We start from the raw sequence: 25,577 nt of genomic DNA, 5'->3' as shown, positions 1-25,577 counted from the left end.
GTCCGGCGTTTGAGGACGAGGCCGTTCAGGCCGACAGCGGGGGTCTGGGGGCGCAGCCCCCAGGGATGGGAACGGGTAGGGGCGGCGGGGGCGAGAAACGGGCCGTTCGCTCAGGTCGCCCCGCGGACCCCGCGTACCCGGCGCCACACGCCCGGCGCCGCGCTGATCGTCAGGGTCAGGGCGACCGCCGCCACCACGCCCTCCCAGGGCTCGTCGAACAAGGAACCACCCAGGACGCCGATCAGCTGGTACGTCGCCGCCCAGGCCAGGCAGGCCGGGACGTCGCCGTGCGCGAAGCGGCGTACCGGCCACTTCGCCATCAGGCAGGCCAGCATCACCGGGATGCGGCCCGCCGGCACCAGCCGGGACAGCACCAGGACCGTCACCCCGTGCTCGCTCAGCCTCTCCTGGGCCTGGGCAAGGCGGTCCTCCGGGGCCCTCGACTCGATCGCCGCCAACCAGCGCGAGCCGTTCTTCGAGCCCATCCCGCGCCGACCCAGCCAGTACAGCGCCACATCGCCGAGGAACGCGGCCAGCGCGGCCACCGCGAAGACCAGGGTCATGGCGAGCGGGGAGGTCTCGTGGAAGGCGACCACCGCCGCCGAACTCACCAGCGCCCCCGTCGGCACCACCGGCACCAGCGCGCCGATCAGCACCAGCAGGAACAGCGTCGGATAGCCGATCGCCTGCTGGGCCGACCCCTGCCCCGAGGTCGCCGCGGCGGCCAGGAGCACGTTCACGGCGCGACCTCCAGGCGCACGCTCTCCCCGTGCTCCAGCCGGTGCACCTCGACCGAGGGCGCCCGCTCCGCCGCGAGGCGTACGAACTCCTCACCCGGCGAATAGAACTCGTGGGGGCGTACGGCGTCCATCCCGATCGGCCAGTACGTGCCGTAGTGCACCGGCACGGCGGTGCGCGGCGCCAGTCGGGCCAGCGCCTCGGCCGCACGCTCCGCGTTCAGATGGCCCTCGCCCAGAAACGGTCCCCAGCCGCCCACCGGCAGCAGCGCCACGTCGACCGGCCCGACCTCCTCGGCCATCGACTCGAACAGGCCCGTGTCCCCGGCGAAGTACGTCCGCGCCTCGCCCTCGATCACATAGCCGAGCGCGGGAGCCCGCTGCGGTCCGAAGTTCAGCCGTCGCCCGTCGTGCCGCGCGGACACGGCCCGTACGACCAGGTCACCGACCTTGGTGTGGTCCCCGGGGGCCACCTCCGTGATCCGGAGATGCGCCAGGCGGCGCGTCAGGCCCGGCACCGCCTTCGGTGCGCCCCGGGGCACGATCAGGTGTGCGCCGGGCGCGAGGCGCGCGAGGGAGGGGACATGGAGGTGGTCGGAGTGAAGGTGGGAGACGAGCGCCGCCTGCGCGCTCCATGCGCCGGGCGGCGGCAACTCGCCCCGTCGACGGCGCAGATGGGCGAGCCGGCGCACGAACAGGGGGTCGGTAAGCAGACGTACGCCCGAGTCCTCGACCGTACAGGTGGCGTGCCCCCACCACGTGATGTCCACCGGCACCCCTTTGCCTCCTTCGCGCGACTCCCCGAAGACTACGGGCAGGAGTAGGGTCGGCGGGAAACCCGGGGCGAGTGGGGAAAACCCTGAGGTGAACGGGGAAGCCCGGAGCTTTGAGGGGGACGCCATGGGACACGCGCACGCCGCCTCCGGCCTGCCCGGCCAGCCGCCGCGGGTCACCGCGATCGCCAGCCTGACGCCGCTCGAAGAACTCGACGAGGAGCCGTTCCTCGTCGACTCCCGCAGCCAGCACGCGATGTGCGCCCGCTGGGCCGCCGAACATGGGTATGTCGTCACTCGTGAGTTGCTCGTCAACAGTCTGCGTCCCGACCACTCCGCCCTCTGGGACGGCGTCGAGCCGGGACTCGACCTCTTCGTGGCGCCCAGCCAGCGGGTCCTGGAACAGGCGCTGACCTCGGTCGACGAGTTCACCGCCGAGTGCGAGCGGCGCGGCGTGCGGGTGGAGACCGTGGGCCGTGCGGAACCGTCGTACGACGCCCAGATGAAGGCCCGGGTCCACCGCCGGCTGTCCATGCCCACCGCCGGGTACGACGGTCGCTGATCGCGCACAGGGCACGCCGGGCCGCGCCCGCCCGTTGTGACAGGGTGGGTGCAGGTCCGCCACGGGGACGGGCCGGGACGTGAGGTGTGCGGGCGTGGGTGCGGGGCGTTGGCGGCGGATCGTCAGCCAGATCGGGCGGAGCGTCGCGGTGTGGGCCGTGTCGACGCTCACGATGCTGGTGCTCGCGGGCATCCTGCCGGACTTCCAGATCCGTACCGGCGACGGCGACAGCGCCACCCGGATCGCGATCACCGCGGCCATCGGGGCCGGCGCCTTCGGTCTGCTGTCGGCGCTTGTCTGGCCGGTGCTGGTCCGGCTGCTGCTGCTCGTGCCCGCCCTCGTCCTCGGCCTGCTGGTCTTCTTCCTGAACGGCTTCCTGCTGCTCGTCGCCCTGCGGCTGACCCCGGCCGACCGCCCTGAGGCGGCCCCGGAGACCGCGGTGGTGGTCGCCGCGGTGATGTCCGCCGTGGCCTCCGCGACGGGCGCGGCCCTGGCCGTACGGGACGACGACGCCTACCGCAGACGGCTCTACCGGCTCGCCGACCGACGCGGCACCGCACGGCCGATGGAGGGTCCCACGACACCCGGCGTGGTGTTCCTCCAACTCGACGGCGTCGGCCACGACGTCCTGGTACGGGCCGTGGAGAAGGGGCTGATGCCGACCGTGGCGGGCCTGCTGGACGCCACCCACCGGCTCACTCCCTGGCGTACCGACTGGTCCAGCCAGACCGGCGCCAGCCAGCTCGGCATCCTGCACGGCACCAACCACGACATCCCCGCCTTCCGCTGGTACGAGAAGGACAAGGGCGAGGTCATGGTCTGCAACCGGCCCACCAGCGCCGCCGAACTCCAGCGCCGGGCCGTCGAACGCACCGGCGATGGCGGACTGCTCACCGTCGACGGCGCCAGCCGGGGCAACCTCTTCAGCGGCGGCGCCGACCAGCAGGCCCTCGTGCTGTCCATCGCGGTACGGCGGCGCGGCCGGGAGAACCGTTCCCGGGCGGGCTACTTCGCCTACTTCTCCGACCCCGCCAACGCCGTCCGTACCGCCCTGTCCTTCGTCGCCGAGGTCGGCCGCGAGATCGGCCAGTCGACCAGGGCCAGGATGCGGAAGAAGCGCCCGCGCGTGGCACGTGGTGGCCTCTACCCCCTCGTCCGCGCCTTCGCGACCGTCGTCGAGCGGGACGTGGTCGTCGCCGCCGTGATGGGCGACATGCTCGCCGGACGCACCGCCGTCTACGCCGATCTGGTCGCGTACGACGAGGTCGCCCACCACTCCGGACCGCACAGCCGCGACACGGAGAAAGTGCTCCAACGCCTCGACCGTTCCCTCGCGTTGATCGCGAACGTCGCCGAACACGCCCCGCGCCCCTACCGGATCGTCCTCCTCTCCGACCACGGCCAGAGCCCCGGCGAGACCTTCCGTGGACGGTACGGACTCACCCTCGGCGACCTGGTCCGGGCCGGCTGCGGGCTGCCCGTACCGCGCAAGGCGCAGCGCACCCACAGCGGCGCCGAGGCACGGGCCGCCGTACGCGCCGCGCTGCGCAGGCCCGTCGAGGAGAACGGCGGCCGGCACGTGCCCACGGGCCGCCACTCCGAGCCGCTGGTCCTCGCCTCCGGCAACCTCGGCCTGATCTCCTTCCCGGACGTGCATCACCGCATGACCAAGGAGGAGATCGACGCCCGCCATCCCGCGCTGCTCACCACCCTCGCCAACCATCCGGGCGTCGGCTTCCTCCTCGTCCGCAGCGAGGAGCACGGCGGGGTGGTGCTGGGCGCGCACGGCGCGGAGATCCCCGTGGACGCCCTCGACGACGAACACCCCGGTCCGCTGGCCGACTTCGGGCCCGGCGCGGCGAGCGCGGTCCGCCGTACGCACTCCTTCCCGCACACCGCCGACATCATGGTCAACTCCTGGTACGACCCGGCCGAGGGCGAGGTGCTCGCCTTCGAGGAACAGATCGGCTCCCACGGCGGACTCGGCGGGGCCCAGGGCAGACCCTTCCTGATGGCGCCGGTCGCCCTGTCGGTGGCGGTCGAGGACGGGGAGGAACTGGTCGGCGCCGAGCACATCCACCGCGTACTGCGCCGCTGGCTGCGCGAGTGCAACGGACCGCAGGTGCCGCTGGAGGCTCCCCGGGGTCCGGGGGACCGGCGCGCGGCTTGAGCCGTAGTGGGTGGGGCCGCCGGGGCGCCCGAATAATCGACTGCGCCCGGACGCCTCCGTACCCACACTGTTCGTACCGGACATCGCGCCCTCTGCGCACTCCGTCCTCTACGAACCCCCTGGAGTTTCCTGCATGCAGGCTGCCGTCACCGTCACTCCCGCCCGTATCCCGGAGCTGCTGCTCGGTCTCGCGACCGTGCGGCCGGTGTTCCTCTGGGGCGCTCCCGGCATCGGAAAGTCCTCCCTGGTAAGGGAGTTCGCGGAGTCGCTGGGACTGGAGTGCGTCAGCCTGCTCGGTACCCAGCTGGCGCCGGAGGACCTGATCGGCGTACCGCAGATCCGGGACGGGCGGTCCGTGTTCTGCCCGCCGGAGGCCATCGCCAGGGACGAGCCGTACTGCCTGTTCCTGGACGAGCTGAACGCGGCCACGCCCGACGTCCAGAAGGCGTTCTACTCGCTGATCCTGGACCGCCGTATCGGCAACTACGAGCTGCCGAAGGGCTCGATCGTGATCGGCGCCGGCAACCGCGCCACCGACAACGCCCTCGCCCGGCCGATCGCCTCAGCCCTCGTCAACCGCCTCGCACACGTCCACCTGGAGGCCTCGCCGAAGGACTGGCTGGTCTGGGCCGCGAACAACGACATCCACCCGTGGGTCGTGGACCACCTCACCGACCGCCCCGACCACCTCTGGTCCAAGCCGCCGAAGACCGAGGAGCCCTTCTCCACGCCCCGCTCCTGGCACATGCTCTCCGACGCCCTCCACTCCTTCGGGCCCGCGCTCGACGAGGAGACCCTGAAGGTGATCGCGCACGGCGCGCTGACCCCGGCGCACGCCACCGCGTTCTGCGGGTACGTCAAGATCGTGCGCAGCCGGTTCGGCATCGACGCGATCATCAAGGGCGACGCGCGCTGGCCGCACCGCGTCGAGGACCGCGACCTGCTCTACTACCTCGCCGAGTCGTTCCGCGGGCGGCTGGTCAAGGAACTCCCCGTCAGCAAGGGGCACATGTCGCCGAACGGCCGCGAGGCCGCGTACCGTGCCAAGTCGCTGCTCGTGCAGCTCGCCGAGATCTCGGTGGAGGTCGCGCAGAGCGTCATCGCCTCCGACGCCGACGGCAACCCCCTGCTGCCCGCCTGGTTCCTGGTCGAGGCGGCGCGGGACATGCCCCGGTTGGTGGAGGCGCGTCGTTGAGCCGGGCGCGCAAACAGGCGCAGAAGAAGAAGGACCTCGCGCGGGAGGCGTACGAGGCCGGGCTGGCCCTCGTACGCGCCAACCCGGCGCTCGGCTCGGTGCACGTCAGCACCTGCCGGAACGAGGCCTGTGTCCTCTCGCCCCGCGACGGACTGGTGTGCGTCGACTCGGACGGGGTGCTGCACGTCCACCCCACCCGGCGGGCCGAACCGGCCGAGTGGGCGTGGGCGGTCGCGCACGGTCTCATCCACCTCGGCTTCGGACACGTCCCGGCGGCCAAGGGCGACCGCGTCCAGCCCGACCGCTACGACCTCGCCGCCCGCTGCGTCGTCGTCAACCGCTTCCTGCTCGGCTTCCCGGTCGGCACCGCCCCCGAACTCCTGCCGAGCGCCTACCCGGACGGTGACGAGGAGCAACTCGCCGCCCGCTGGCGGCGCGTGGGCTCGATCCCGGCCGCGTTCGAGCGCTGCGGTACGGCGGGCAGCGAGCCCGACCAGTGGCTCGAACCGTACGACAAGTGGGCCCCGGCCGTCCCCGACTGGCAGCTCGCCTTCGCCTCCGCCCTGACCCGCACCATGGCGACGGCGATGGACGTGGCCGGCGGCCGACGCGAGTCCATGTCCGACGACGCTGCTCAACTACGGCCCTGGGAAAAGGCGTTGAGCTGGTTCGTCACCTCCTACCCGCTGCTCGGCGGGATCGCGGCCGGCATCAGGCTCGTCGCCGACCTCGAACTCGTGCACGCCCACGGCATCTCCGTCGCCGCCGTCAACGCGGAGGCGGGCGAGATCTACATCAACCCGCTGTGCCAACTGGACGACGAGGAATGGCGGTTCGTCCTCGCCCACGAGATGCTGCACGCCGCCCTGCGCCACGGCGACCGCTGCGGCACCCGCGACCCGTACCTCTTCAACGTCGCCTGCGACTACGTCATCAACGCCTGGCTGACGGAGATGGACGTCGGCACCGCGCCCCAAGGGCTGCTGTACGACGTCGAGTTGAAGGGCCTCTCGGCGGAGGAGGTGTACGACCGGATCGCGACCGACCTGCGCCGGATGCGCCGCCTGTCCACCCTGCGCGGGAAGGGCGCCTGCGATGTGCTGGGCAGCCCGCTCGGCTCACCGCGCGACTACGTCGACCTCGACGAGTTCTACCGGCGCGGTCTCGGTCAGGGGCTGAACCTGCACGAGCAGCAGGAACGCGGTTACCTGCCGGGCGGGTTGGTGGAGGAGATCCGCGCCCTCAACCATCCGCCGCTGCCCTGGGACGCCCAACTCGCCCGCTGGTTCGACGAGTTCGTGCCCCGCCCGGAGCCCGTACGGTCGTACGCCCGGCCTTCCCGACGCCAGTCCTCCACGCCCGACATCCCGCGCGCGGGGCGGTACTTCCCGCCCGAGGAGATCGCCCGCTGCACGTTCGGGGTGGTCCTCGACACCTCCGGTTCCATGGACCGGACGCTGCTCGGCAAGGCGCTGGGCGCGATCGCCTCGTACGCCGGCGCACGGGACGTACCGGCGGCGCGCGTCGTGTTCTGCGATGCCGCCGCCCACGACGCGGGCTATCTGGCGGTCAGCGAGATCGCCGGGCGGGTCCGGGTGCGCGGACGCGGCGGGACGGTGCTCCAGCCCGGCGTCGATCTGCTGCACCGGGCCGACGACTTCCCGCCGGGGGCGCCCGTACTGGTGATCACGGACGGCTGGTGCGACGTCCTGCGGGTGCGGCGCGAGCACGCCTATCTGATTCCGCAGGGCGCTCGTCTGCCGTTCACCGCACGGGGGCCGGTCTTTCGTGTGCAGTGAGCCGGAATCACGCCGGAGTGTGATCGGATGGGGGGTACGGAACCCCGGTATCGGGACCACACGCGAAAGGAAGAACCGTGGCTACCACGCGCTCTGCACACACCGTCTGGGAAGGCAACCTGCTGGAGGGCAGCGGCGTTGTCACCTTCGACTCCTCCGGAGCCATCGCCGAGCAGCCCGTGACGTGGGCGTCGCGCGCCCAGGACGCGAACGGCAAGACCAGCCCCGAGGAACTGATCGCCGCCGCCCACTCCAGCTGCTTCTCGATGGCGTTCTCGCACGCCCTCGCCGGCGCCGGAACCCCGGCCACCAAGCTGGTGACCTCGGCCGACGTCACCTTCCAGCCGGGTGAGGGCATCACCGGCATCCACCTCATCGTGGAGGGCACCGTACCGGGCCTCGCCGAGGACGCCTTCGTCGCCGCCGCCGAGGACGCCAAGGAGAACTGCCCGGTCAGCAAGGCCCTGACCGGCACGACGATCACCCTGTCGGCGAAGCTCGCCTGACGTTCGTCGGGAGTTTTTCACGCCCCTGCCGCGCCCCTCGATGTCCGAGGTGCGCGGCATCGTCGTTTCCGGGTACCTCATAGGAGGGATCCGGAGAAAGGGGACAGCTATGGCGCGTGCGGTCGGGATCGATCTCGGGACCACGAACTCTGTGGTGGCCGTGCTGGAGGGCGGTGAAGCCACCGTCGTCGCGAACGCCGAGGGAGCGAGGACCACACCGTCCGTCGTGGCCTTCGCGAAGAACGGCGAGGTGCTCGTCGGCGAGGTCGCCAAACGGCAGGCCGTGACGAACGTGGAGCGCACGGCCCGCTCCGTCAAGCGTCATATGGGCGACGGAGCTTGGCGGTTCCCGGAGCAGGGTTCCGTGGACGGCACCCGCTACCGCGCCCAGGAACTCTCCGCGCGCGTCCTGCAGAAACTGAAGCGGGACGCGGAGGCGTATCTCGGCGAGGACGTCTCGGACGCGGTGATCACCGTCCCCGCGTACTTCGACGACGCCCAGCGCCAGGCCACCAAGGAGGCCGGGGAGATCGCCGGTCTGAAGGTGCTGCGGATCATCAACGAGCCGACCGCCGCCGCCCTCGCCTACGGCCTCGACCGGGGCGAGGAGCAGACCGTCCTCGTCTTCGACCTCGGCGGTGGCACCTTCGACGTGTCGCTCCTGGAGATCGGCGACGGCGTCATCGAGGTCAAGGCGACCAACGGCGACACCCAACTCGGCGGCGACGACTGGGACCAGCGGATCGTCGACCATCTCGTCAAACGCTTCAAGGGGCAGCAGGGCATCGATCTCGGCAACGACAAGATGGCGTTGCAACGGCTGCGCGAGGGCGCCGAGAAGGCGAAGATCGAGCTGTCGAGTTCGTCCGAGACGACCGTCAATCTGCCCTACATCACCGCGTCCGCGGACGGGCCGCTGCACCTTGAGGAGAAGTTGACGAGGGCTCAGTTCCAGGAACTGACGGCTGATCTGCTCGACCGCTGCAAGACGCCCTTCGGCCAGGCCATCAAGGACGCGGGTGTGAAGCTCGCCGCGATCGACCATGTGATCCTGGTCGGCGGCTCGACCCGGATGCCCGCCGTCACCGAACTCGTCAAGGAACTCACCGGCAAGGAGCCCCACAAGGGCGTCAACCCGGACGAGGTCGTCGCGCTGGGCGCCACCCTTCAGGCGGGTGTCATCCGCGGTGATGTGAAGGACGTCCTGCTGCTCGATGTCACCCCGCTGTCCCTCGGTATCGAGACCAAGGGCGGCATCATGACCAAGCTGATCGAGCGCAACACGACCATTCCGACCCGGCGTTCGGAGATCTTCACGACGGCTGCCGACAATCAGCCCTCGGTCGGCATCCAGGTCTATCAGGGCGAGCGTGAAATCGCCGCGTACAACAAGAAGTTGGGCGTCTTCGACCTCACCGGGCTGCCGCCGGCCCCGCGTGGCGTGCCGCAGATCGAGGTCGCCTTCGACATCGACGCCAACGGGATCATGCATGTCTCGGCGAAGGATCTCGCGACCGGCCGGGAACAGAAGATGACCGTCACGGGCGGCTCGGCGCTGCCCAAGGACGACATCGACCGGATGATGCGGGAGGCGGAGCAGTATGCCGACGAGGACCGTCGGCGTCGGGAGTCGGCCGAGACGCGTAACCATGCGGAGCAACTCGTTTACCAGACCGAGAAGTTCGTTCGGGACAACGAGGAACGGGTTCCTGCGGAGGCGAAGGCGGAGGTTGGCTCGGCTGTTGCCGAGGTGAAGGGGTTGCTCTCGTCGGAGAGTGACATCAGTGCGCTTCGGGCTGGTGTCGAGAAGCTTGTAACTGTCAGTCAGCGGATGGGGCAGGCGATGTATGCGCAGGCTCCTCCTCAGGAGGAGGACGGGTCTTCTGCTGAGGAGGAGGGGGTTGTGGATGCGGAGATTGTTGATGACGAACGGGAAGCGGGCGGTGGTGACGGGAAGGGGGCGGGGGTGTAGGTGCGTTGCGGGGTGCGGGTTCGCTGTGGCTGGTTGCGCAGTTCCCCGCGCCCCTTAAAGGAACCCCCTGTTCAGAGTTTGCGGGCCACGCCCGCGTACACCGGGACGATTCCCTCTGCCTGGGCCGCTACGTCCTCCGGTTCCGGGCGCCAGCCGTAGACCGGGATGACGCCGGGGCCCAGTAGTTCCAGGCCGTCGAAGAAGCGGTGGAACTCGGTGAGGGGGCGGGGGAAGAACGGGGTGCCGCTGCGGCGGAAGTGTTCGGCTGCCTTGGCTATGGCCTCGGGGCTGAGGTCCGGGGTGACCTGGGAGAGGATCAGGTAGCTGCCGGGGGCGAGGGCGTCGACGTACGTCTTCAGCAGACCGTGTACGTCGTCGCCGTCGGGGTCGTCGCCCAGGTAGTGGGTGAGTGCCACCAGCGACAGCGCGATGGGCTGGGTGAAGTCCAGGGACTCGGCGGCCAGGCCCAGGATCTTCTCGGGGTCGCGGGCGTCGGCGTGCACGTAGTCGGTGGTGCCCTCGGGCGTGCCGTGCAGGAGGGCCTGCGCGTGCCGCAGGACGATCGGGTCGTTGTCCGCGTACACCACCTTGGACTCGGGGGCGACGCTCTGGGCCACCTGGTGCAGATTCGGCTCGGTGGGGATGCCCGTGCCGATGTCCAGGAACTGGCGGATCCCCGCCTCGGCGGCGGTCCGCGTCGCCCGCTGCATGAACCGGCGGTTGGCGCGCGCGCCGCGCAGCACCGTGCCGTCCACGGCGAGGATCCTGCGGGCCAGCTCCTCGTCCACCGGGTAGTTGTCCTTGCCGCCGAGCCACCAGTCGTAGACCCGGGCCGGGTGCGGTCTGCTGGTGTCGATACGGGAGGCTGCGCCCTCGGGTCCGGTCATGCCGTCTGTGCTCCTGAGTCCTGGGTCCTGTGTCATGGCTTGTTCGCGTGAGGGGGTGGGGTGGGGTGGGGGGACGTGGAGCAGGTGCTGTGGGGTCAGTAGCCGTCTCGGTACTCGGCGATGATCTCTTTCGTGCGCTGGGCCGATGCCGCGCCCGCCGTCATGTGGTCCAGCACCTCCAGGTGCGCGGCGACCTCGCGGCGGGAGTCCAGATAGAGCGCACCGGTCAGATACTCGGTGTAGACCATGTCGGGCAGTTCGGGCTCGGCGAAGCGGAACAGTTCGAAGGGCGCCGATGTGCCTGGATGCGGGCCGTCCCTGAACTCGGCGACCTGGATGGTGACATGGCCGCTCTCCGTCACGTCCAGGAGCCGGTCCAGCTGCTCGCGCATGACCTCGCCACGAATGCTCACGGGCCGGCGCAGTACCGTCTCGTCGACGATCACCCAGAGGTGGGGCGGGTGTTCGCGGGTCAGCAGCTTCTGCCGGGCCATCCGCAGCGACACATGCCGCTCGACCGCCTCGGGGCCCGTGTGCCCGATCGTCCCGGCCTCCATGACGGCACGCGCGTAGTCCGCGGTCTGCAACAGGCCGGGCACGAAGTGGGGTTCGTACGACCGGATGAGCCGGGCGGAGCCCTCCAGGCTCACATGCAGACTGAACCAGTCCGGCACGACATCGGCGAACCGCTGCCACCAGCCGGGCTCGTTCGCCTCCTCGGCCAGGTCGACGAAGACGGACGCCTCGTCCTCGGGTACGCCGTAGGCCGTCAACAGCGCGTGCACGTACGGGATTTTGAGGGCGACCTCGGCCATCTCCATCCGCCGTACGGTCGCCGAGGCCACCCGCAGAACCCGTGCGGCCTCTTCCCGCTTCAGCCCGGCCGCCTCGCGCAGCTCCTGGAGCCGTCTCCCGAGCACCACTTGGCCCACGGTGGGCGCAGCCCGCCGCTCACTCACGCCACGCCTCCCCTACGCGCCGAAGTACAGCGAGCAGTGTGTCACGTTCCGCTGCCGGTCTGACAGGTTCGAGCCACGGAGATCACGGAGATCAAGGAGATTACCCGGGAGGTCATCGACCCCCGGCGGTCCCGCGCGGAAGAGTGGCGGCAACGGGTTCCGGGGCGGCGCACTCCGGTCCGGAACCCGGGTGACCTCGAATCCGATCCCGACTGTGCCTCGACGGAGGGTGATCCGCCATGTCCGCATCCCAGTTCGCCGTACTCGCCGCCCGGACCGCCGAACCGACTGTCATGCTGCGCCGCTTCCTGGCGCTGGACGCGCTGGTGACCGGAGTGAACGCGCTCGCCTACCTGGTGGCGTCCGGGCCGCTCGCCCGCCTTCTCGGTGTCGGCTCGGGGCTGCTGCTCGAACTCGGCCTGGTTCTGGCCGTGTACGCCGGTGCTGTGGGATGGCTGACCTCGCGCGGACGGCCCGCCGTGTTGCCGGTGCGGGCCGTGATCGAGGTCAACCTCGCCTGGGCGGCGCTCAGTTGTGTCGCGTTGGCACTGTGGCTCTCGCCCAGTACGGCCGGGGCCGTGTGGACGGTGTCGCAGGCGGCGGTGGTGGCCGGGTTCGCGGCGCTGCAGTACGTGGCTCTGCGGGCCCTGTCGCTGAGGAGCACCTGCTGACAGTCCGTCAACTCATCATCGAGTGAAGGTATTTGACCGTCGCCGGGTCGGCCGGGAGGAGTGTCTCGATGGCGAGCTCGGCGACGGTGATGTCCATCGGGGTGTTGAAGGTGGAGATCGACGAGATGAAGGAGAGCAGCCGGCCCTCGTGCTCGATCCGCATCGGCAGCGCGAACTGGGGCACGGGGTCGGCCGTGTGGTCCGCCGGGCTCTCCTCCTGCTGCTCCGGTACCGGGTACGCGGCGACCTCGTCGTACAGCGCGCGCAGCGGAGCCGAGCGGTGCAGGGCGATCTCCCGTTCCATCTGGGCGAGCAGGTGCCCGCGCCATTCGCGGAGGTTGCGGATGCGCGGGGCCAGGCCCTCCGGGTGCAGGGTCAGGCGCATCGCGTTGACCGGCGGCGTGAGCAGGGACTCCGGGAGGCCGTCGAGGAGCATCAGGATGCCCCGGTTGGCGGCCACGACGTTGTACGTGGCGTCGACCACGAACGCCGGGTAGGGCTCGTACCCCTGGATCAGCCGCTCGACGCCGTCGCGCAGGGATTCCAGTGCCGGGTCGTCGAGCGGGGTCTCTCGGTAGCGCGGGGCGTAACCGGCGGACAGGAGAAGGGCGTTGCGTTCCCGGACCGGGACGTCCAGGTGCTTCGCGAGCCGCAGGAGCAGTTCCTCGCTCGGGCGGGAGCGGCCCGTCTCGACGAAGCTGATGTGGCGGGCCGACGAGTCGGCCCGCAGCGCCAGTTCGAGCTGACTGACGCGCCGCCGCTCCCGCCAGGCCCGCAGAAGCGGCCCGACCCCCTCGTACGGCGTGTCCGTGGGGCTGCTGGGGCCGGCGGCGCCGCCGGTGGGGACCGTGGTCATACGACGACGGTAGCCGAGAGGCCGGGCGGTACCCTCCTGACCTGGGCTGGAAGGCGTGGACTGTGGCACGCTGGGAGAGCACCCCACCATCGTGGAAGGAGCGTGGCCATGCCTGTCGAACCGCTGTCGCAGAAGGAGATCGAGGACCGGCTGGCGGAACTGCCGGGCTGGTCGCTCGACGGAGACCGGATCGCCCGCTCCTACCGCCTCGGCTCGCACTTCGCGGCGGCGGCGCTGGTCGTCCACATCGCCCAGGTCCAGGAGGAACTGGGCCACCACTCCGACCTCACCCTCGGCTACAACACCGTGTCACTCACCGTGAACACCCACAGCGCGGGCGGTGCCGTCACGGACCTCGACTTCGAGCTGGCCCGCAGAGTCGAGGACCTCGCACCGGGGCACGGGGCGAGCTGACCGGGCCATCGGATCACGATCGTGCTGGACTACAACCAGGAGGCCGAGCGGTACGACGCCCTGCGCGGCGGCGAACCCAGGGCCGCCGCAGCGGCGGACGCCGTGCTGAGCCTCGTACCCGAAGCGGCACGAAGCCTGCTCGACGTGGGATGCGGTACGGGCATCGTGACCCGGCGGCTCGCTGCGGCACGGCCCGGGATGCGGGTGGCGGGCGTCGATCTCACCGACGCGATGGCCAGGCGGGCCGCCGCCCGGCTGCCCGGTGCCGTCGTACTCGCCGACAGCCGTCAACTTCCCTTTGTGGACGGCCAGTTGGATGCCGTGACCAGTGTGTGGGTGCTGCATCTCGCCGGGCGGCCCGAGGACGTCGGGGCCATCGTCGGGGAGTGCGCGCGGGTGCTGCGGCCGGGCGGGGTGTACGTCACCACCGTCGACAAGGGCGCCGCGCACAACGTGGGCAGCGACATCGACGCCGTGCTCTCCTCGCGCCCGTGGCGCGCGGCACCCGACACGGCTGCTGTCGTCGAGGCGCATGCCGTCGGGCACGGGCTGGTGCCGGCCGGGGAGGCGCGGTTCCCGGGACGCGGGCAGGGGCGCAGCCCCCGGCGGGCCGTCGCCGACCTGCGGCGCGGCTGGTTCATGACGCTGCCGCCGGGCCACCCCCTGGCCGACGGCTTCGCCACCCGCCTGGAGGCCCTGCCCGACCAGGACCTGCCCCGCCCGGACCCGGTGTTCACGTTACGGGCGTTCCGGAAGCCGTGGCCCTCCTGAGGAGCGGCGTTCCGAGGAGGTCGGGCGGGGTGCTCATGAGCGGTCTCCGGTGGTCCCCTCGGGGAGGCTGTCGGCCAAGTAGGCGGCCAGGTCGGGGACTTGGGGCGCCAGCAAGTGCCGTACCCAGGCGTCGCGTTCGTGCAGGATCGGCGGCAGTTCCCAGACGCAGCCGATCCAGGGGAGGTCGGGTGCGACGAAGTGCGTGGGGTCCTGATCCGGGCAGCCCAGCACCGGCTGGCCCGCCGCCGCGCCCCGGAAGTGCAGGACGTTGTCCCACACCCAGCTGTACGCGTTGAGGTAGGCGCCGTCGTCGCCGCCCCGGTGCAGGACGACGAAGGTGGCGGGCGGGGTGCCGTCCGGTTCCGGGAGCAGCTTCGGCAGCATCGCGTACGCGGCCTCCTGGACCTCGGGTGCGATGCCTTCCGGGTCGGCCGTGACGTGGTAGCGCTTGATGTGCCGGCCGGCCACCTCGATGGGCGGGGGAACGGTCAGCAGTTTCTCGGTGAAGGCGGTGATGGGCATGAGGGGACGCTAGGTCCACTTCACTGTCATCCTGTGTCAGTGAAGCCGGCGAGGGTGTGGGTGAGGGTTCCGTGAGGGCCGGTCGGCTGCTGTCCGTTCTTCTGCTGCTCCAGACCCGGGGGCGGATGACCGCCGCCCAGCTCGCCGAGGAGCTGGAGGTCTCGGTGCGTACGGTCTACCGGGACATGGAGGCGCTGAGCGCGGCGGGCGTTCCGCTGTACGGCGACGCGGGCCACGCAGGTGGGTACCGGCTGCTCGACGGCTATCGCACCCGGCTGACCGGCCTGACCGCCGACGAGGCCGAGGCCCTGTTCCTGGCCGGCGCTCCGGGCCCGGCGGCCGAGCTGGGCCTCGGCCCCTTCCTCGCCGCCGCCCAGCTCAAGGTGCGTGCCGCGCTTCCGGCCGAGCTGCGGGCGCACGCCGACCGGGTCGCCGGGCGTTTCCACCTGGACGCGCCAGGCTGGTACGCGGACGCCGACGACACCCCGTATCTTCCGGCCGTCGCGGACGCGGTCTGGCGCGGGCGGGTGCTGCGGGTACGGTACCGGCGCTGGCGTGAGCCCACGGATGTGGAGCGGTGGCTCGAACCGTACGGGCTGGTGCTGAAGGCGGGGCGCTGGTACGTGGTGGCCGGGCCCGGACCGCGTACCTTCCGGGTCGACCAGATCCTTGAACTGGCGGCGTGTGACGAGGAGTTCGAGCGGCCCGAGGGGTTCGATCTGGCCGGGTACTGGACGGCGTACCAGCGGGACTTCCACGAGCGGCTCTATCGCGGCGAGGCGGTGGTGCGGCTGGCTCCCGGGGTGCGGTTGGCCGGGCATGCCGCACGTGCCGTCGAGGCCAACGGCCGTACGGATGCGGAGGGTTGGACCCTGGCGACGGTACCGATCGAGTCCGTCGAGCGTGCCCACGAGGAGTTTCTGCGCCTGGGGACAGGCGTCGAGGTGCTGGCACCGGCCGAGCTGCGGGAGCGGATCGCGCGGACGGTGACGGAACTGGCCGCCACATACGGCACTTGCGCCGGATACGGCAACTCGGCGCACCCGGGCGGCAACTCCCTTGCGGGCAGCGGCGACTGAGGGGTGGAACCCGTCCGTCCCCCCGCAGGAGGTAGGTACCGTGCAGCACCCGCAGCCGCACGCACAACCCCGTCCCCCCACCCCGATCCGCACGAGACGCCGGACTCTCCTGTCCGCCGTGACCGCCGGAGTCCTCGCAGCCGCAGGGCTGATGTCGCTCTCCGCCGCACCGGCCGAGGCCGCCACCGCCCGTCAGGTCGAGGCGCTCGACCGGGGCATCGTCAGCGTGCACACCGACAGCGGCAACCTGGTCAGCTGGCGCTGGCTCGGCACCGACCCGAACGACGTGTCCTTCAACGTCTACCGGGCCGGTACGAAGGTCAACTCGACGCCGATCACCGGCTCCACGAACTACTTCCACTCCGGCGCCCCGGCCCAGGCCGACTACACGGTCCGCGCGATCGTCGGCGGCGTCGAACAGGCCGACTCCGTCCACGCGATCCAGTTCCGCACCGGATACAAGGACGTCCCGATCACCCCGCCCGCCGGCGGCACGACCCCCGACGGGGTCGCCTACACCTACGAGGCGAACGACGCCTCGGTCGGCGACCTGGACGGTGACGGCGCCCTCGACTTCGTACTGAAGTGGCAGCCCACCAACGCCAAGGACAACTCCCAGTCCGGGTACACCGGCAACACGATCGTCGACGGCATCAAGCTCGACGGCACCCGGCTCTGGCGGATCGACCTGGGCCGCAACATCCGCTCGGGCGCGCACTACACGCAGTTCCAGGTGTACGACTACGACGGCGACCGCAAGGCCGAGGTCGCCATGAAGACGGCGGACGCGACGGTCGACGGGACGGGCGTCGTCATCGGCAACTCGTCGGCCGACTACCGGAATTCGAGCGGCTACGTCCTCTCCGGACCCGAGTACCTGACCATGTTCAACGGGCAGACCGGCAAGGCGATGGGAACGGTGGACTACGTCCCGGCGCGCGGCACGGTCTCCTCGTGGGGCGACTCCTACGGCAACCGGGTCGACCGATTCCTCGCCGGAACCGCCTACTTGGACGGCGTCCGCCCGTCCCTGATCATGGCGCGCGGCTACTACACCCGTACCGTGCTCGCGGCCTGGGACTGGCGGAACGGGGCGTTCACGCGCCGCTGGACCTTCGACTCCAGCTCATCCACCAACACCGGCAAGGGATTTGACGGTCAGGGCTCGCACAGCCTGTCCGTCGGGGACGTCGACGGTGACGGCAAGGACGAGATCGTCTACGGGGCGATGGCCGTCGACGACAACGGCAACGGCCTCTGGACGACGAAGACGGGCCACGGCGACGCCCAGCACCTCGGCGACCTGGACCCGGCGCATGCGGGCCTGGAGTACTTCAAGGTGTCCGAGTCGACCTCCCAGCCGGCCGAGCTGTACATCAACCCGGCCAACGGCACGGTCAATTGGAGCATCGCCGCCTGCTGCGACAACGGTCGCGGAGTCGCCGGGGACATCTGGGCGGGCAACGACGGGGCGGAGGTCTGGTCGGCCTCGGACTCGTCGATCCGTGACGAGGCCGGCGCGACGAAGGGCCGCGAACCCTCCTCCGTCAACTTCCTCTCCTGGTGGGACGGCGACCCGGTCCGCGAACTCCTCGACGGCACCCACATCGACAAGTACGGCACGTCTTCCGACACCCGCCTGCTGACCGGCGCGTCCGTCCACTCCAACAACAGCACGAAGGCCACCCCGGCCCTGTCCGGGGACCTCTTCGGCGACTGGCGCGAGGAGGTCGTCTGGGCGACGAGCGACAACACGGCCCTGCGCATCTACTCCACGCCGATCGAAACAACGACCAGGATCACGACCCTCCTGCACGACACGATGTACCGCACGGGCCTGGCCTGGCAGAACACGGCCTACAACCAGCCCCCACACCCCAGCTTCTTCATCGGCAACGGCATGCCTACGGCACCTAGGCCGACGGTGTACACCCCGTGATAGACGGTGGGTGCGTGTCCCGCCGGACACGCACCCACCGGTTCAGGCGACCGTGCAGCTCTGGTCGCCCAGCTTGAACGCGGTCGGTTTCCCGTTCGTCCCCGACCAGCTTCCCGTGAACCCGAAGCTCACCGACGAGCCCGGCGCCACGTTCGCGTTCCAGTTCACGTTCTTCGCCGTCACCGTCGCGCCCGACTGGGTGTACTCGGCGTTCCAGAGCTGGGAGACGGTCTGCCCGTTGGGGAAGGACCAGCCAAGTGACCAGCCCGTCCAGGCAGTTGACCCCGTGTTGCTGAGCTGTACGTCCGCCTGGAAACCGCCCGACCACTCGCTGGTCACCTTGTACGTGACCGCGCAGGCCCCTGTGGGAGTGGGGGTCGGATCCGTGCCGCCGCCTCCGCCGCCGGTCGAGTCCGACGACTCGCCGTAGACGACACCGCGCCCGTTCGTCGCCACGTACACGCGCCCGTACACCCTCGGGTCACCGGTGATCGCCGCGCCCGTCCAACCCCACTGGTGGGCATCGTCGTTGATGCGTGTCCAGGTCGCGCCCTTGTCCGTGGAGCGGAAGATGCCGCGAACGCCGGCGATCTTCGCGCTCGTGTAGAGGGTCTGGTACGTCGCTCCCGACGCCGCCTTGCCGAAGCCGATCGTGTCGGCCTGCTCGACGTTCGACAGCTTGGTGAAGGTCGTACCGCCGTCCGTGGAGTGCCACAGGCCGTACGCCCCGTCCGTCGCGCCGCCCGCCAGCCAGATGTCGCCCTTCGTGCCCGGCAGCGCCTTGAAGCGAACACTGTCGCCCGCCGGGAGGCCTGTGGCGGCCGATGCCGTGAACGTTGCTCCGCCGTCCGAACTCACGTAGAACTTGCCCGACTTGAAGCCGTAGAAGGTTCCTGGGGCCACCCGGTCCGACTCCACGATCGCGCCCGCCGGGATACCCGTCGACGCCGACCACGCATTGCCGAAGCCCGTCGCGTACTGCACGCCCGTGCCCGTCGGGCTCCACACGAACCGGCTGCCGTCCGACGCCGACGCGATCGTCCCGCCGCCCGAGACACCCGAAGGGTCCGTCCCCGCAAACCAGTTGGCGCCGTTGTCCGTCGAGAACGCGACATGCGGACCCGAGTCCAGGTTGCCGACACGGGCCACGATCCCCGGGTTCGACTCGGCGTAGTCCAGGCTCGTGGTGGTCGTGAAGTTCGGTGAAGTGAACATCATCGAGGGGACCTTGGTGAGATCCGTGTGCCGGAAGCCGCCGATGTCGCCGAGCGCGCTGAGCAGCACGGCCCCGCCTGACGGGGGAGCCGCCAGGTCGTTGACTGCCGTCTCCTCCAGGCCCTGGACCATCGGTCTGATGCTGAACTGGCTTCCGCTGTCCCAGTTCGTGAGGTTCTCCGTGCCGTAGATCGTCGCGCCCGTTCCGTACATCAGGCGGTTCGAGTTGAACGGGTCGATCTCCAGCGACTCCGTCATCCACCCCAGTTTCGGGCTCTGTTCGGGCGGCGACGGGTTCGCGCCGAAGGTCAGCCAGGGCGAGGACGAGACGTCCATCGTGAAGCGGTTCGAGCGGTTGGGGTACGAGGTGTAGTCCCAGGCCTTCGTCCAGGTGCCGCCGCTGTTCGTGGACCGGAAGAGCTGGGTGTCCGGCCACCACGAGCTGTACGCCGTCGCCATCACCGTACCCGGCCTCTGCCGGTCTATCGTCAGCCCGCTGAAGCCGTAGTAGGTGTCCGCCTCCGCGACCGGGCTGATGTTCGTCCACGTGCCGGTCGCCGTCGCGTACCGCCACAACTGGCCCTTGCCGCCGTCGTACGGGCCGCCCTTGTCGCTGTACGGCAGGTACAGGTAGCCGTTCGTGGCGTCCAGTACGCCCTTGTGGGCCAGGTAGCCGGTGGGCTGACCGGCCACACGGGACCAGGTCGCGCCCGCGTCCGTCGAGCGGTACACCGCATTGTCCTTGTCGGCGACCCCGACATAGATCGTGCGGGTCGCGCCGCCCGCCGTACCCGTCGACTCGTCGAAGGTGACCCAGACGATCCCCTGGTTGTCGCTGGCGTACCCGCTGGTGTCGGTCGGATCCTGGGCGTAGTTGCCGACGTTGGGGAAGTTCGCCACCTGCGACCAGCTCGCCCCCGAGTCCGTCGACCGCCACAGGCCCTTGCCGCTGGGCGCGCCCAGATACAGCACGCTGTTCCTGTTCGGGTCGATCGCGAGCCGCTCGCCCATGCCCCGGCCGGGCATGTTGCCGCCCAACTTGAAGGGCAGATCGGCCCGTTGCCAGCTCGCGCCCCGGTCACCCGACCGCAGCACGGCACCGTTCCCGGGATCCCAGCTGTTCGTGTACGTCCCGACAGCCGCGTACACCTTGTTCGGATCCACGGAGTCGGAGGCGAGGCTCACCACACCGGTGTGCCCCCAGCGGTCCCACCCGACCGAGTCGAGCAGCGGAGTCCAGGTCTTCGTCGACTCCTGCCAGCGATAGGCACCGCCGATGTCCGTACGGGCGTACGCCAGGTTCTTCTCGGCCCGGTTGAAGACGATCCCGGGGACGAAACCGCCCCCGTCGATCCGTGTGTTCTTCCAGGTGTACGTGTCGGCGGCGAGGGACACTTCAGCGGTGCTGGGGGCGGCGACCGCGAGCGGGCTGCCGGCCAACAGGCCTGCGGTCAGGGCCAGTACGGCCGTGAGGATACGGGTTCTTCGCATGGGGGTCCTTTCCGGGTGGGGGATTCAGGAAGCCACGGGTTGGGGGTAAGCGCTTTCCTCGCATCGCGAGAGGTGCCGGGCGGCCCCCAGTGCGGGAGGGGGCCGCCCGGCCAGGTGGCCTCGTCGTCAGGTGACGAGACCGCGTACGAGGAGCTTTCAAGCGGTTCCGCAGGCAGAATCAGCGGTGCCTGCCCCGCGCCCCAGAGGGGCGCGGGGAACTGCGCGACCAGCCACAACGGCCCCGCAGCCAAACACGGCCCAACCCGCGGAGCGCTCAGCGGGGGCTATTCGAGAAGCTCCGCGTACGAACCCATGGCGAGGGCGATGTCCGCCTGCGCCCAGAACCGGTGGTACGTGAACGAGGGCGCGGCGCCGCCCGCCAGGTACGCCTCGATCTTCGACCAGTTGGGGTCGTCCTCGTAGAAGGAGCGGATCGAGTCGAACGTCGACGACGAGTTGATCGCGTCGCCGTTCGGCATGGTGCCGGTCCAGCCCGACGGAACGTAGACACCGTCGTCGAAGCGGTTGTAGTCCGCGCGGGTCTCCGGGACGGCGATGCCCAGGGTGTCCTGGTGGTTGGCCCACATGCCGTCGAGGAGCGCCTTCGCCGTCGTCGCCGCCTCGGTGTCACCGGAGCGGTCGGCGTAGTACGTCAGCGTCTTCGCGTACGCCGCCGCCACCCCCACGTCGTTCGTGTAGTCGGCCACCGTGACGTGAAGTCCCGTGTTCGCGCCGGGAGTTGTGGCGTTCCAGGTGTCGGGGGCGCCCGACCACTGGAGCGTCGACGGTATGCGATACGTACCGTCAGGGTTGATGGTCGTCTTGGACAGCGCCCAGTCGACCCACTTGTCCAGGACGGTCTTCGCCGCCGCGTTGCCCGTCTGCTGGTAGTACTCGGCCACCCGCTCCATGGACCACGCCTGGAAGCCGAACCACTGGTTGGACGGCGGGTCGTGGTACACCGGCTGCTGGTCGTAGTACATGCCGTAGAAGGTCGGCGTACCGGCCGGGGGAGTGGCGTACCGCCCCGCCCAGCTGTTGGTGGCGCCGCCCGCGATCGCGCCCTCGTTCGACTGGAGCCAGCGGTAGAACTCGATCTGCCGGGTCAGGGAGGTCGCCCAATCCGCCTGCCCTGTCGCCGACTTGGGCTTCAGGTCGGCGTACGAGCTGAGCGCGTAGGCCGCCAGGGGGTTCTGATAGCCGCCGTGCGTGTGGCTGGAGCCGATGCGCCAGGCCCAGCCCGCCGCGCTGTCGGTGGCGCCGCCCCACGCGTAGTACCAGGACATCAGATAGTGCGAGGCGTCCTTGCCGGTACCGGCCGGGCAGGTCGTCGGGCCGACACAGTTCCCTATTTTCTTGAAGTACTTGTCGTACATCGCATACCGCAGATAGTCGCCCATCTTCGCGGCCTTGCCGACGGTCGCCGAGACGTCGGCGCCCTTGCCCTGCTGCTTGGCCCAGATGTCCGCCCAGTAGGCGGCCTGCACGGCGCGCGCGTCGGCGTCCGGGGCGTTGGTGAACTTCCACTGCTTGGCGTACGACGCGTCGCCGGTGAACAGGTCCAAGTACCCGTTCGTACCGCCGTACTTGAAGGCGTCGCAGGTCGGCTGCGGAACCGTCTCCCACACCGATTCCTGCGGCCCGCGCTGGAAGGTGTTGATGTAGGAGGGGCCGGTGTCCGCCGGACCCGCCTCGCACTTGCCGGGCGAGTTGCCGTAGCCGTAGACGTTGTCGACGTCCTGGAGCCAGTGCATACCGTAGACGTCGTCCGTGCCGTACGCGGTCTTCAGCTCGGCCGCGATCGGGTCCGTGCCGACCGAGACGCCGGTGTTGAGCGCGGCCGGGTACTGGCTCGGCAGGTCGTACTCGGGGGCGTACGTCGCCGGCTTCGACGCGTTGTAGAAGGAGTTGGTCGGCTGGTCGGCGTGGGTGGGGATCATGTACTGCTCCATGATCGACCAGGCGCCGTTGAACTTGCTCCAGTCGCCCGTCACCTTGCCGTACATGGCCTGGAGCCACAGGAGGTAGCTGTACGCCTCCGACGTGGTCTCGTGGCCGTGGTCCGGCGCCTCGACGATCAGTGTCTCCACCGAGTGGTAGGGGATGCCCTCGGGGGAGAAGTAGCCGCTCGCCGGGTTGGTGATCTTGCCGTAGAGGTTCAGGAAGCGGGCGTCGTACACCTTCGAGGCGGCCAGCTCGGTGACGGTGACCGTCGCCTTGGCGTGGCCGGTGGCCGTCGAGTCGAAGGCCGCTGTTCCGGTGCCCGTCGCGTTTGCGGTGATGGTCACCTTCTGGGCCGTGTTCCAGTTCGACGGGGTGAAGGTGAGCGAGGCTCCGCCCGTCACCGACAGGCCCGTGTTGCCGCTCGCCCGGGCCGTCGTCACGGTGACGTTGGCGCTCGGCTGCGTCGACAGCTTGACGTCGTACGTCGCCGACTGGCCCTGCTGCACGCCGAGTTGAGTCGGTACGGCGACCACGGCGGGACCCGAGGCGACCGTGATGCCGACCGGCGTGGACGGCGCCGAGGCACCCAGGCTGTCGTATGCCTTAGCCAGCAGCGAATGGGCGCCCACGGCAAGGCCGGTGGCCGAGTACGTGTACGGCGCTGTCGTGTCCGTGCCGAGCAGCGTGGTGTCGTCGTAGAACTCGACCTTGGTGATCGTCGCGTTGTCCGCAGCCGCCGCCGTGGCCGCCATAGGCACGGCGGTGCCCTGTGTGTAGACGGCGCCCGCGGCCGGGCTGGTCAGCACGGTCACCGGTGGCTGGTGGGCCCCGGCGCAGGTCGTGCCGTTGATCGCGAACGAGGTCGGCGCGGCGTTGGAGCCGCTGTACGTGAACTGCCCACCGGTGCTGACGGCCGCGCCGGCTGCGATCGTCGCGTTGTACGTCGCGTTCTGCACGGTGACCGTCTGGCCGGACTGGGACCAGGTGCCGTTCCAGCCATTGCTGAGCCTCTGGTTGCCCGCGTAGGCGTACGTCAGTGTCCAGCCGTTGATGACGTCCGTACCGCGGTTGGTGATCGTCAGATCCGCGGTGAAGCCGGACCCCCAGTCATTGGTTCTGTAATCGACGCTGCACTGAACTGCCGCCGCCTGCGCGGGAGTTGTGCCTGTTGCGAGCATGGTCAGGGGGAGGGCGAGGGCCGCCACGACAGCGGTCCAGAACCGCCGCGCGAGGCGGCGTCTGTGTCGGGGGTGCATGGTGCTGGTTCCTCCTAGCGGCTCGGAGGTGCTCATGGAGAAGTGGGGAGAGCAACAAGCCTTGAACCAGTGGGAGCGCTCCCATATTGAAGACGGGCGTGTCAAGGGTCAAGGTGTTTGAAGAGTCGAAAAGATTCGACGGCGACATCTGATGGAAACACGTCAACCCCCCTGTCCTTTACCGTCACTTGGCGCTAGCTTCATTGACACCAGTGGGAGCGGTTCCATCAGTCGACGCGTCCGTCACGACGCGCCCGATCTGCAAGGAGTCGCTCATGCGACACCCCCCGCGTTCAGGTCTTTTAGTCGTGCTCGGCGCTGCCGTCGCCCTTGTGGGCACCGCGGTCGCGCCGGTGCTCACGGCGTCGGGAGCCACCCCCGCGTGCACGGTGGAGTACTCGGTCACCAGTGAGTGGGACGCCGGCTTCCAGGGCTCCGTCAAGGTCACCAACAACCAGGCGGCGCTCAGCAGTTGGAGTCTCACCTTCGACTTCGGCGCAGGTCAGAAGGTCACTCAGGGCTGGAACGCCAAGTGGTCCCAGTCCGGTGTCACCGTCACCGCGGCCAACGAGAGCTACAACGGCTCGCTGGGCACGGGGGCGAGCGTCAGCGCGGGGTTCCTCGCCTCCCGGTCGGGGAGCAATCCCGTACCGGCGTCGTTCAAGCTCAACGGGACGACGTGCAACGTGGATTCGGCGCCCACGCCGACTCCCACCCCGACCTCCACCCCCACGCCGACTCCGTCGCCCTCCGATCCGCCGGTCCCCGAGGACGGACCGCCGGCCCTGCACGTATCAGGCAACAAGCTCGTCGACTCCGGCGGTGCCACCCGGCGGCTGCTCGGCGTCAACCGCTCCGGCGGCGAGTTCGCGTGCGTCCAGGGCAACGGCATCTGGGACGGACCCGTCGACGACGCCTCGGTGAAGGCGATCGCCGACTGGAACGTCAACACCGTACGCATTCCGCTCAACGAGGAGTGCTGGCTCGGGCTTTCCAACATCAGGCCCGAGTACGCGGGCGCCAACTACGTCGCCGCCGTCAAGGACCTGGTGGCGAAGGTGAAGGCGCACGGCATGACTCCGGTGGTCGAGCTGCACTGGACCTGGGGCCAGTACACGGGCAACTCGGCCGGCTGCTCCGACGTACACGCCAGCTGCCAGAAGCCGATGCCCGACATGCAGTACACGCCCGCCTTCTGGACCTCGGTCGCCAACACCTTCAAGGGTGACCCGACCGTCGTGTTCGACCTGTTCAACGAGCCCTACCCGGACCGCGCCACCTCCACGGCGGCCCAGGCCTGGACCTGCTGGCGGGACGGCGGCACCTGCCCCGGCATTGGGTACGAGGTCGCCGGTATGCAGGATCTGATCGACGCGATCCGGGCCACCGGCGCCAGGAACGTGATCCTCGCCGGAGGGCTCGCCTACTCGAACGACCTCAGCCAGTGGCTGACGTACAAGCCGACCGACCCGGCGGGCAATCTCGCCGCCGCCTGGCATGTCTACAACTTCAACTCCTGCTCCAGCGAAAGCTGTTGGGGCTCGACACTCGCGCCGGTCGCCGCCCAGGTCCCGCTGGTCGCGGGCGAGATCGGCGAGAACACCTGCGCGCACTCCTTCATCGACCGGGTCATGAAGTGGTTCGACGACCGTTCCCTGTCGTACCTCGGCTGGACCTGGAACACCTGGAACTGCGCCACCGGCCCGTCCCTGATCTCCGGTTACGACGGCACACCCACGGCCTTCGGCATCGGACTGCGCGACCACCTTCGCGCCATCGGCTAGTGCTTCAACTCCCCCTTATGGCAAGGCGCTTCTCACCCCACCCGGAAGACAACCGGAACACGAGAGGACACCCGC

The 25,577-nt window shown here is 70.0% G+C and carries 20 protein-coding genes; 12 read left to right on the top strand and 8 right to left on the bottom strand.

The features are described from left to right. Positions 1 to 110 precede the first annotated feature (110 nt). The gene (locus ACFYXF_RS32600) at positions 111 to 740 is read right to left on the bottom strand and encodes a DedA family protein (protein ID WP_389355085.1); all 630 of its coding nucleotides are present in this window, start codon (positions 738 to 740) and stop codon (positions 111 to 113) included. Next, positions 737 to 1,513, bottom strand: coding sequence for an MBL fold metallo-hydrolase (locus ACFYXF_RS32595; RefSeq protein ID WP_389355084.1), 777 nt, complete (start codon positions 1,511 to 1,513; stop codon positions 737 to 739). The genes ACFYXF_RS32600 and ACFYXF_RS32595 overlap by 4 nt, the downstream gene beginning before the upstream one ends. A 124-nt stretch (positions 1,514 to 1,637) precedes the next feature. Here ACFYXF_RS32595 and ACFYXF_RS32590 point away from each other — a divergent pair, with 124 nt between their 5' ends. From ACFYXF_RS32590 to dnaK, 6 genes are all read left to right on the top strand, one after another. Continuing rightward, positions 1,638 to 2,072 (top strand): hypothetical protein, encoded by a 435-nt coding sequence (locus ACFYXF_RS32590; RefSeq protein ID WP_235473856.1) that lies wholly within the window; start codon positions 1,638 to 1,640, stop codon positions 2,070 to 2,072. Between the two features lie 94 nt (positions 2,073 to 2,166). Further along, positions 2,167 to 4,242 carry an alkaline phosphatase family protein gene (locus tag ACFYXF_RS32585; RefSeq protein ID WP_389355083.1) on the top strand — a complete coding sequence of 692 codons (2,076 nt, stop codon included), beginning with the start codon at positions 2,167 to 2,169 and terminating at the stop codon, positions 4,240 to 4,242. Between the two features lie 133 nt (positions 4,243 to 4,375). Further along, positions 4,376 to 5,437, top strand: a complete 1,062-nt coding sequence (locus ACFYXF_RS32580; protein ID WP_389355081.1) for an ATP-binding protein — start codon at positions 4,376 to 4,378, stop codon at positions 5,435 to 5,437. Next, on the top strand, positions 5,434 to 7,236 hold the full coding sequence (locus tag ACFYXF_RS32575; protein ID WP_389355080.1) for a hypothetical protein: 1,803 nt from the start codon (positions 5,434 to 5,436) through the stop codon (positions 7,234 to 7,236). Before ACFYXF_RS32580 ends, ACFYXF_RS32575 begins: the two co-directional genes overlap by 4 nt. 77 nt (positions 7,237 to 7,313) lie before the next feature. Next, a complete protein-coding gene (locus ACFYXF_RS32570; protein ID WP_369031282.1) occupies positions 7,314 to 7,742 on the top strand; it encodes an OsmC family protein in 429 nt (142 codons plus the stop codon). A gap of 109 nt (positions 7,743 to 7,851) precedes the next feature. Next, entirely contained in the window at positions 7,852 to 9,714 is a 1,863-nt protein-coding gene (gene dnaK, locus ACFYXF_RS32565) for a molecular chaperone DnaK (protein ID WP_389355078.1), read from the top strand. A 71-nt stretch (positions 9,715 to 9,785) separates the two neighbouring features. Here dnaK and ACFYXF_RS32560 read toward each other — a convergent pair whose 3' ends face one another. Beyond that, positions 9,786 to 10,601, bottom strand: coding sequence for an SAM-dependent methyltransferase (locus ACFYXF_RS32560; RefSeq protein ID WP_389355076.1), 816 nt, complete (start codon positions 10,599 to 10,601; stop codon positions 9,786 to 9,788). A gap of 95 nt (positions 10,602 to 10,696) precedes the next feature. Continuing rightward, positions 10,697 to 11,560 carry a helix-turn-helix domain-containing protein gene (locus ACFYXF_RS32555; RefSeq protein WP_389355075.1) on the bottom strand — a complete coding sequence of 288 codons (864 nt, stop codon included), beginning with the start codon at positions 11,558 to 11,560 and terminating at the stop codon, positions 10,697 to 10,699. 239 nt (positions 11,561 to 11,799) lie between these two features. On the opposite strand from ACFYXF_RS32555, the gene ACFYXF_RS32550 reads away from it, so the two are divergent. Then, on the top strand, positions 11,800 to 12,231 hold the full coding sequence (locus tag ACFYXF_RS32550; RefSeq protein WP_389355073.1) for a hypothetical protein: 432 nt from the start codon (positions 11,800 to 11,802) through the stop codon (positions 12,229 to 12,231). Positions 12,232 to 12,238: 7 nt separating this feature from the next. On the opposite strand, the gene ACFYXF_RS32545 is transcribed toward ACFYXF_RS32550, so the two are convergent. Continuing rightward, on the bottom strand, positions 12,239 to 13,087 hold the full coding sequence (locus ACFYXF_RS32545) for a helix-turn-helix domain-containing protein (protein WP_389355071.1): 849 nt from the start codon (positions 13,085 to 13,087) through the stop codon (positions 12,239 to 12,241). Between the two features lie 108 nt (positions 13,088 to 13,195). Here ACFYXF_RS32545 and ACFYXF_RS32540 point away from each other — a divergent pair, with 108 nt between their 5' ends. Next, positions 13,196 to 13,501 carry a 4a-hydroxytetrahydrobiopterin dehydratase gene (locus ACFYXF_RS32540; RefSeq protein ID WP_389355069.1) on the top strand — a complete coding sequence of 102 codons (306 nt, stop codon included), beginning with the start codon at positions 13,196 to 13,198 and terminating at the stop codon, positions 13,499 to 13,501. A 21-nt stretch (positions 13,502 to 13,522) separates the two neighbouring features. Next, the gene (locus ACFYXF_RS32535; RefSeq protein WP_389355067.1) at positions 13,523 to 14,272 is read left to right on the top strand and encodes a class I SAM-dependent methyltransferase; all 750 of its coding nucleotides are present in this window, start codon (positions 13,523 to 13,525) and stop codon (positions 14,270 to 14,272) included. A gap of 33 nt (positions 14,273 to 14,305) precedes the next feature. On the opposite strand, the gene ACFYXF_RS32530 is transcribed toward ACFYXF_RS32535, so the two are convergent. Beyond that, positions 14,306 to 14,794 carry a hypothetical protein gene (locus ACFYXF_RS32530; RefSeq protein WP_389355065.1) on the bottom strand — a complete coding sequence of 163 codons (489 nt, stop codon included), beginning with the start codon at positions 14,792 to 14,794 and terminating at the stop codon, positions 14,306 to 14,308. Positions 14,795 to 14,865: 71 nt separating this feature from the next. Here ACFYXF_RS32530 and ACFYXF_RS32525 point away from each other — a divergent pair, with 71 nt between their 5' ends. Together ACFYXF_RS32525 and ACFYXF_RS32520 are read left to right on the top strand one after the other, a co-directional pair. Next, positions 14,866 to 15,873, top strand: coding sequence for a helix-turn-helix transcriptional regulator (locus tag ACFYXF_RS32525; protein WP_389355063.1), 1,008 nt, complete (start codon positions 14,866 to 14,868; stop codon positions 15,871 to 15,873). Positions 15,874 to 15,913: 40 nt separating this feature from the next. After that, on the top strand, positions 15,914 to 17,812 hold the full coding sequence (locus tag ACFYXF_RS32520; protein ID WP_389355062.1) for a rhamnogalacturonan lyase: 1,899 nt from the start codon (positions 15,914 to 15,916) through the stop codon (positions 17,810 to 17,812). 42 nt (positions 17,813 to 17,854) lie between these two features. Here ACFYXF_RS32520 and ACFYXF_RS32515 read toward each other — a convergent pair whose 3' ends face one another. Both ACFYXF_RS32515 and ACFYXF_RS32510 read right to left on the bottom strand, forming a co-directional pair. Further along, entirely contained in the window at positions 17,855 to 20,518 is a 2,664-nt protein-coding gene (locus ACFYXF_RS32515) for a cellulose binding domain-containing protein (protein ID WP_389355060.1), read from the bottom strand. A 284-nt stretch (positions 20,519 to 20,802) separates the two neighbouring features. After that, positions 20,803 to 23,718: a glycoside hydrolase family 48 protein gene (locus ACFYXF_RS32510; RefSeq protein ID WP_389355058.1), complete on the bottom strand. Its 2,916-nt coding sequence runs from the start codon at positions 23,716 to 23,718 to the stop codon at positions 20,803 to 20,805. A gap of 275 nt (positions 23,719 to 23,993) precedes the next feature. Here ACFYXF_RS32510 and ACFYXF_RS32505 point away from each other — a divergent pair, with 275 nt between their 5' ends. Further along, positions 23,994 to 25,502 (top strand): cellulase family glycosylhydrolase, encoded by a 1,509-nt coding sequence (locus tag ACFYXF_RS32505; RefSeq protein WP_389355056.1) that lies wholly within the window; start codon positions 23,994 to 23,996, stop codon positions 25,500 to 25,502. Positions 25,503 to 25,577: the final 75 nt, after the last annotated feature.

Source organism: Streptomyces sp. NPDC002680, from assembly GCF_042889145.1.
GTDB classification, from domain to species: Bacteria; Actinomycetota; Actinomycetes; order Streptomycetales; family Streptomycetaceae; genus Streptomyces; species Streptomyces adonidis.
Note: the sequence above shows the minus strand (reverse complement) of the source record. Positions and strands in the feature narration are given on the sequence as shown.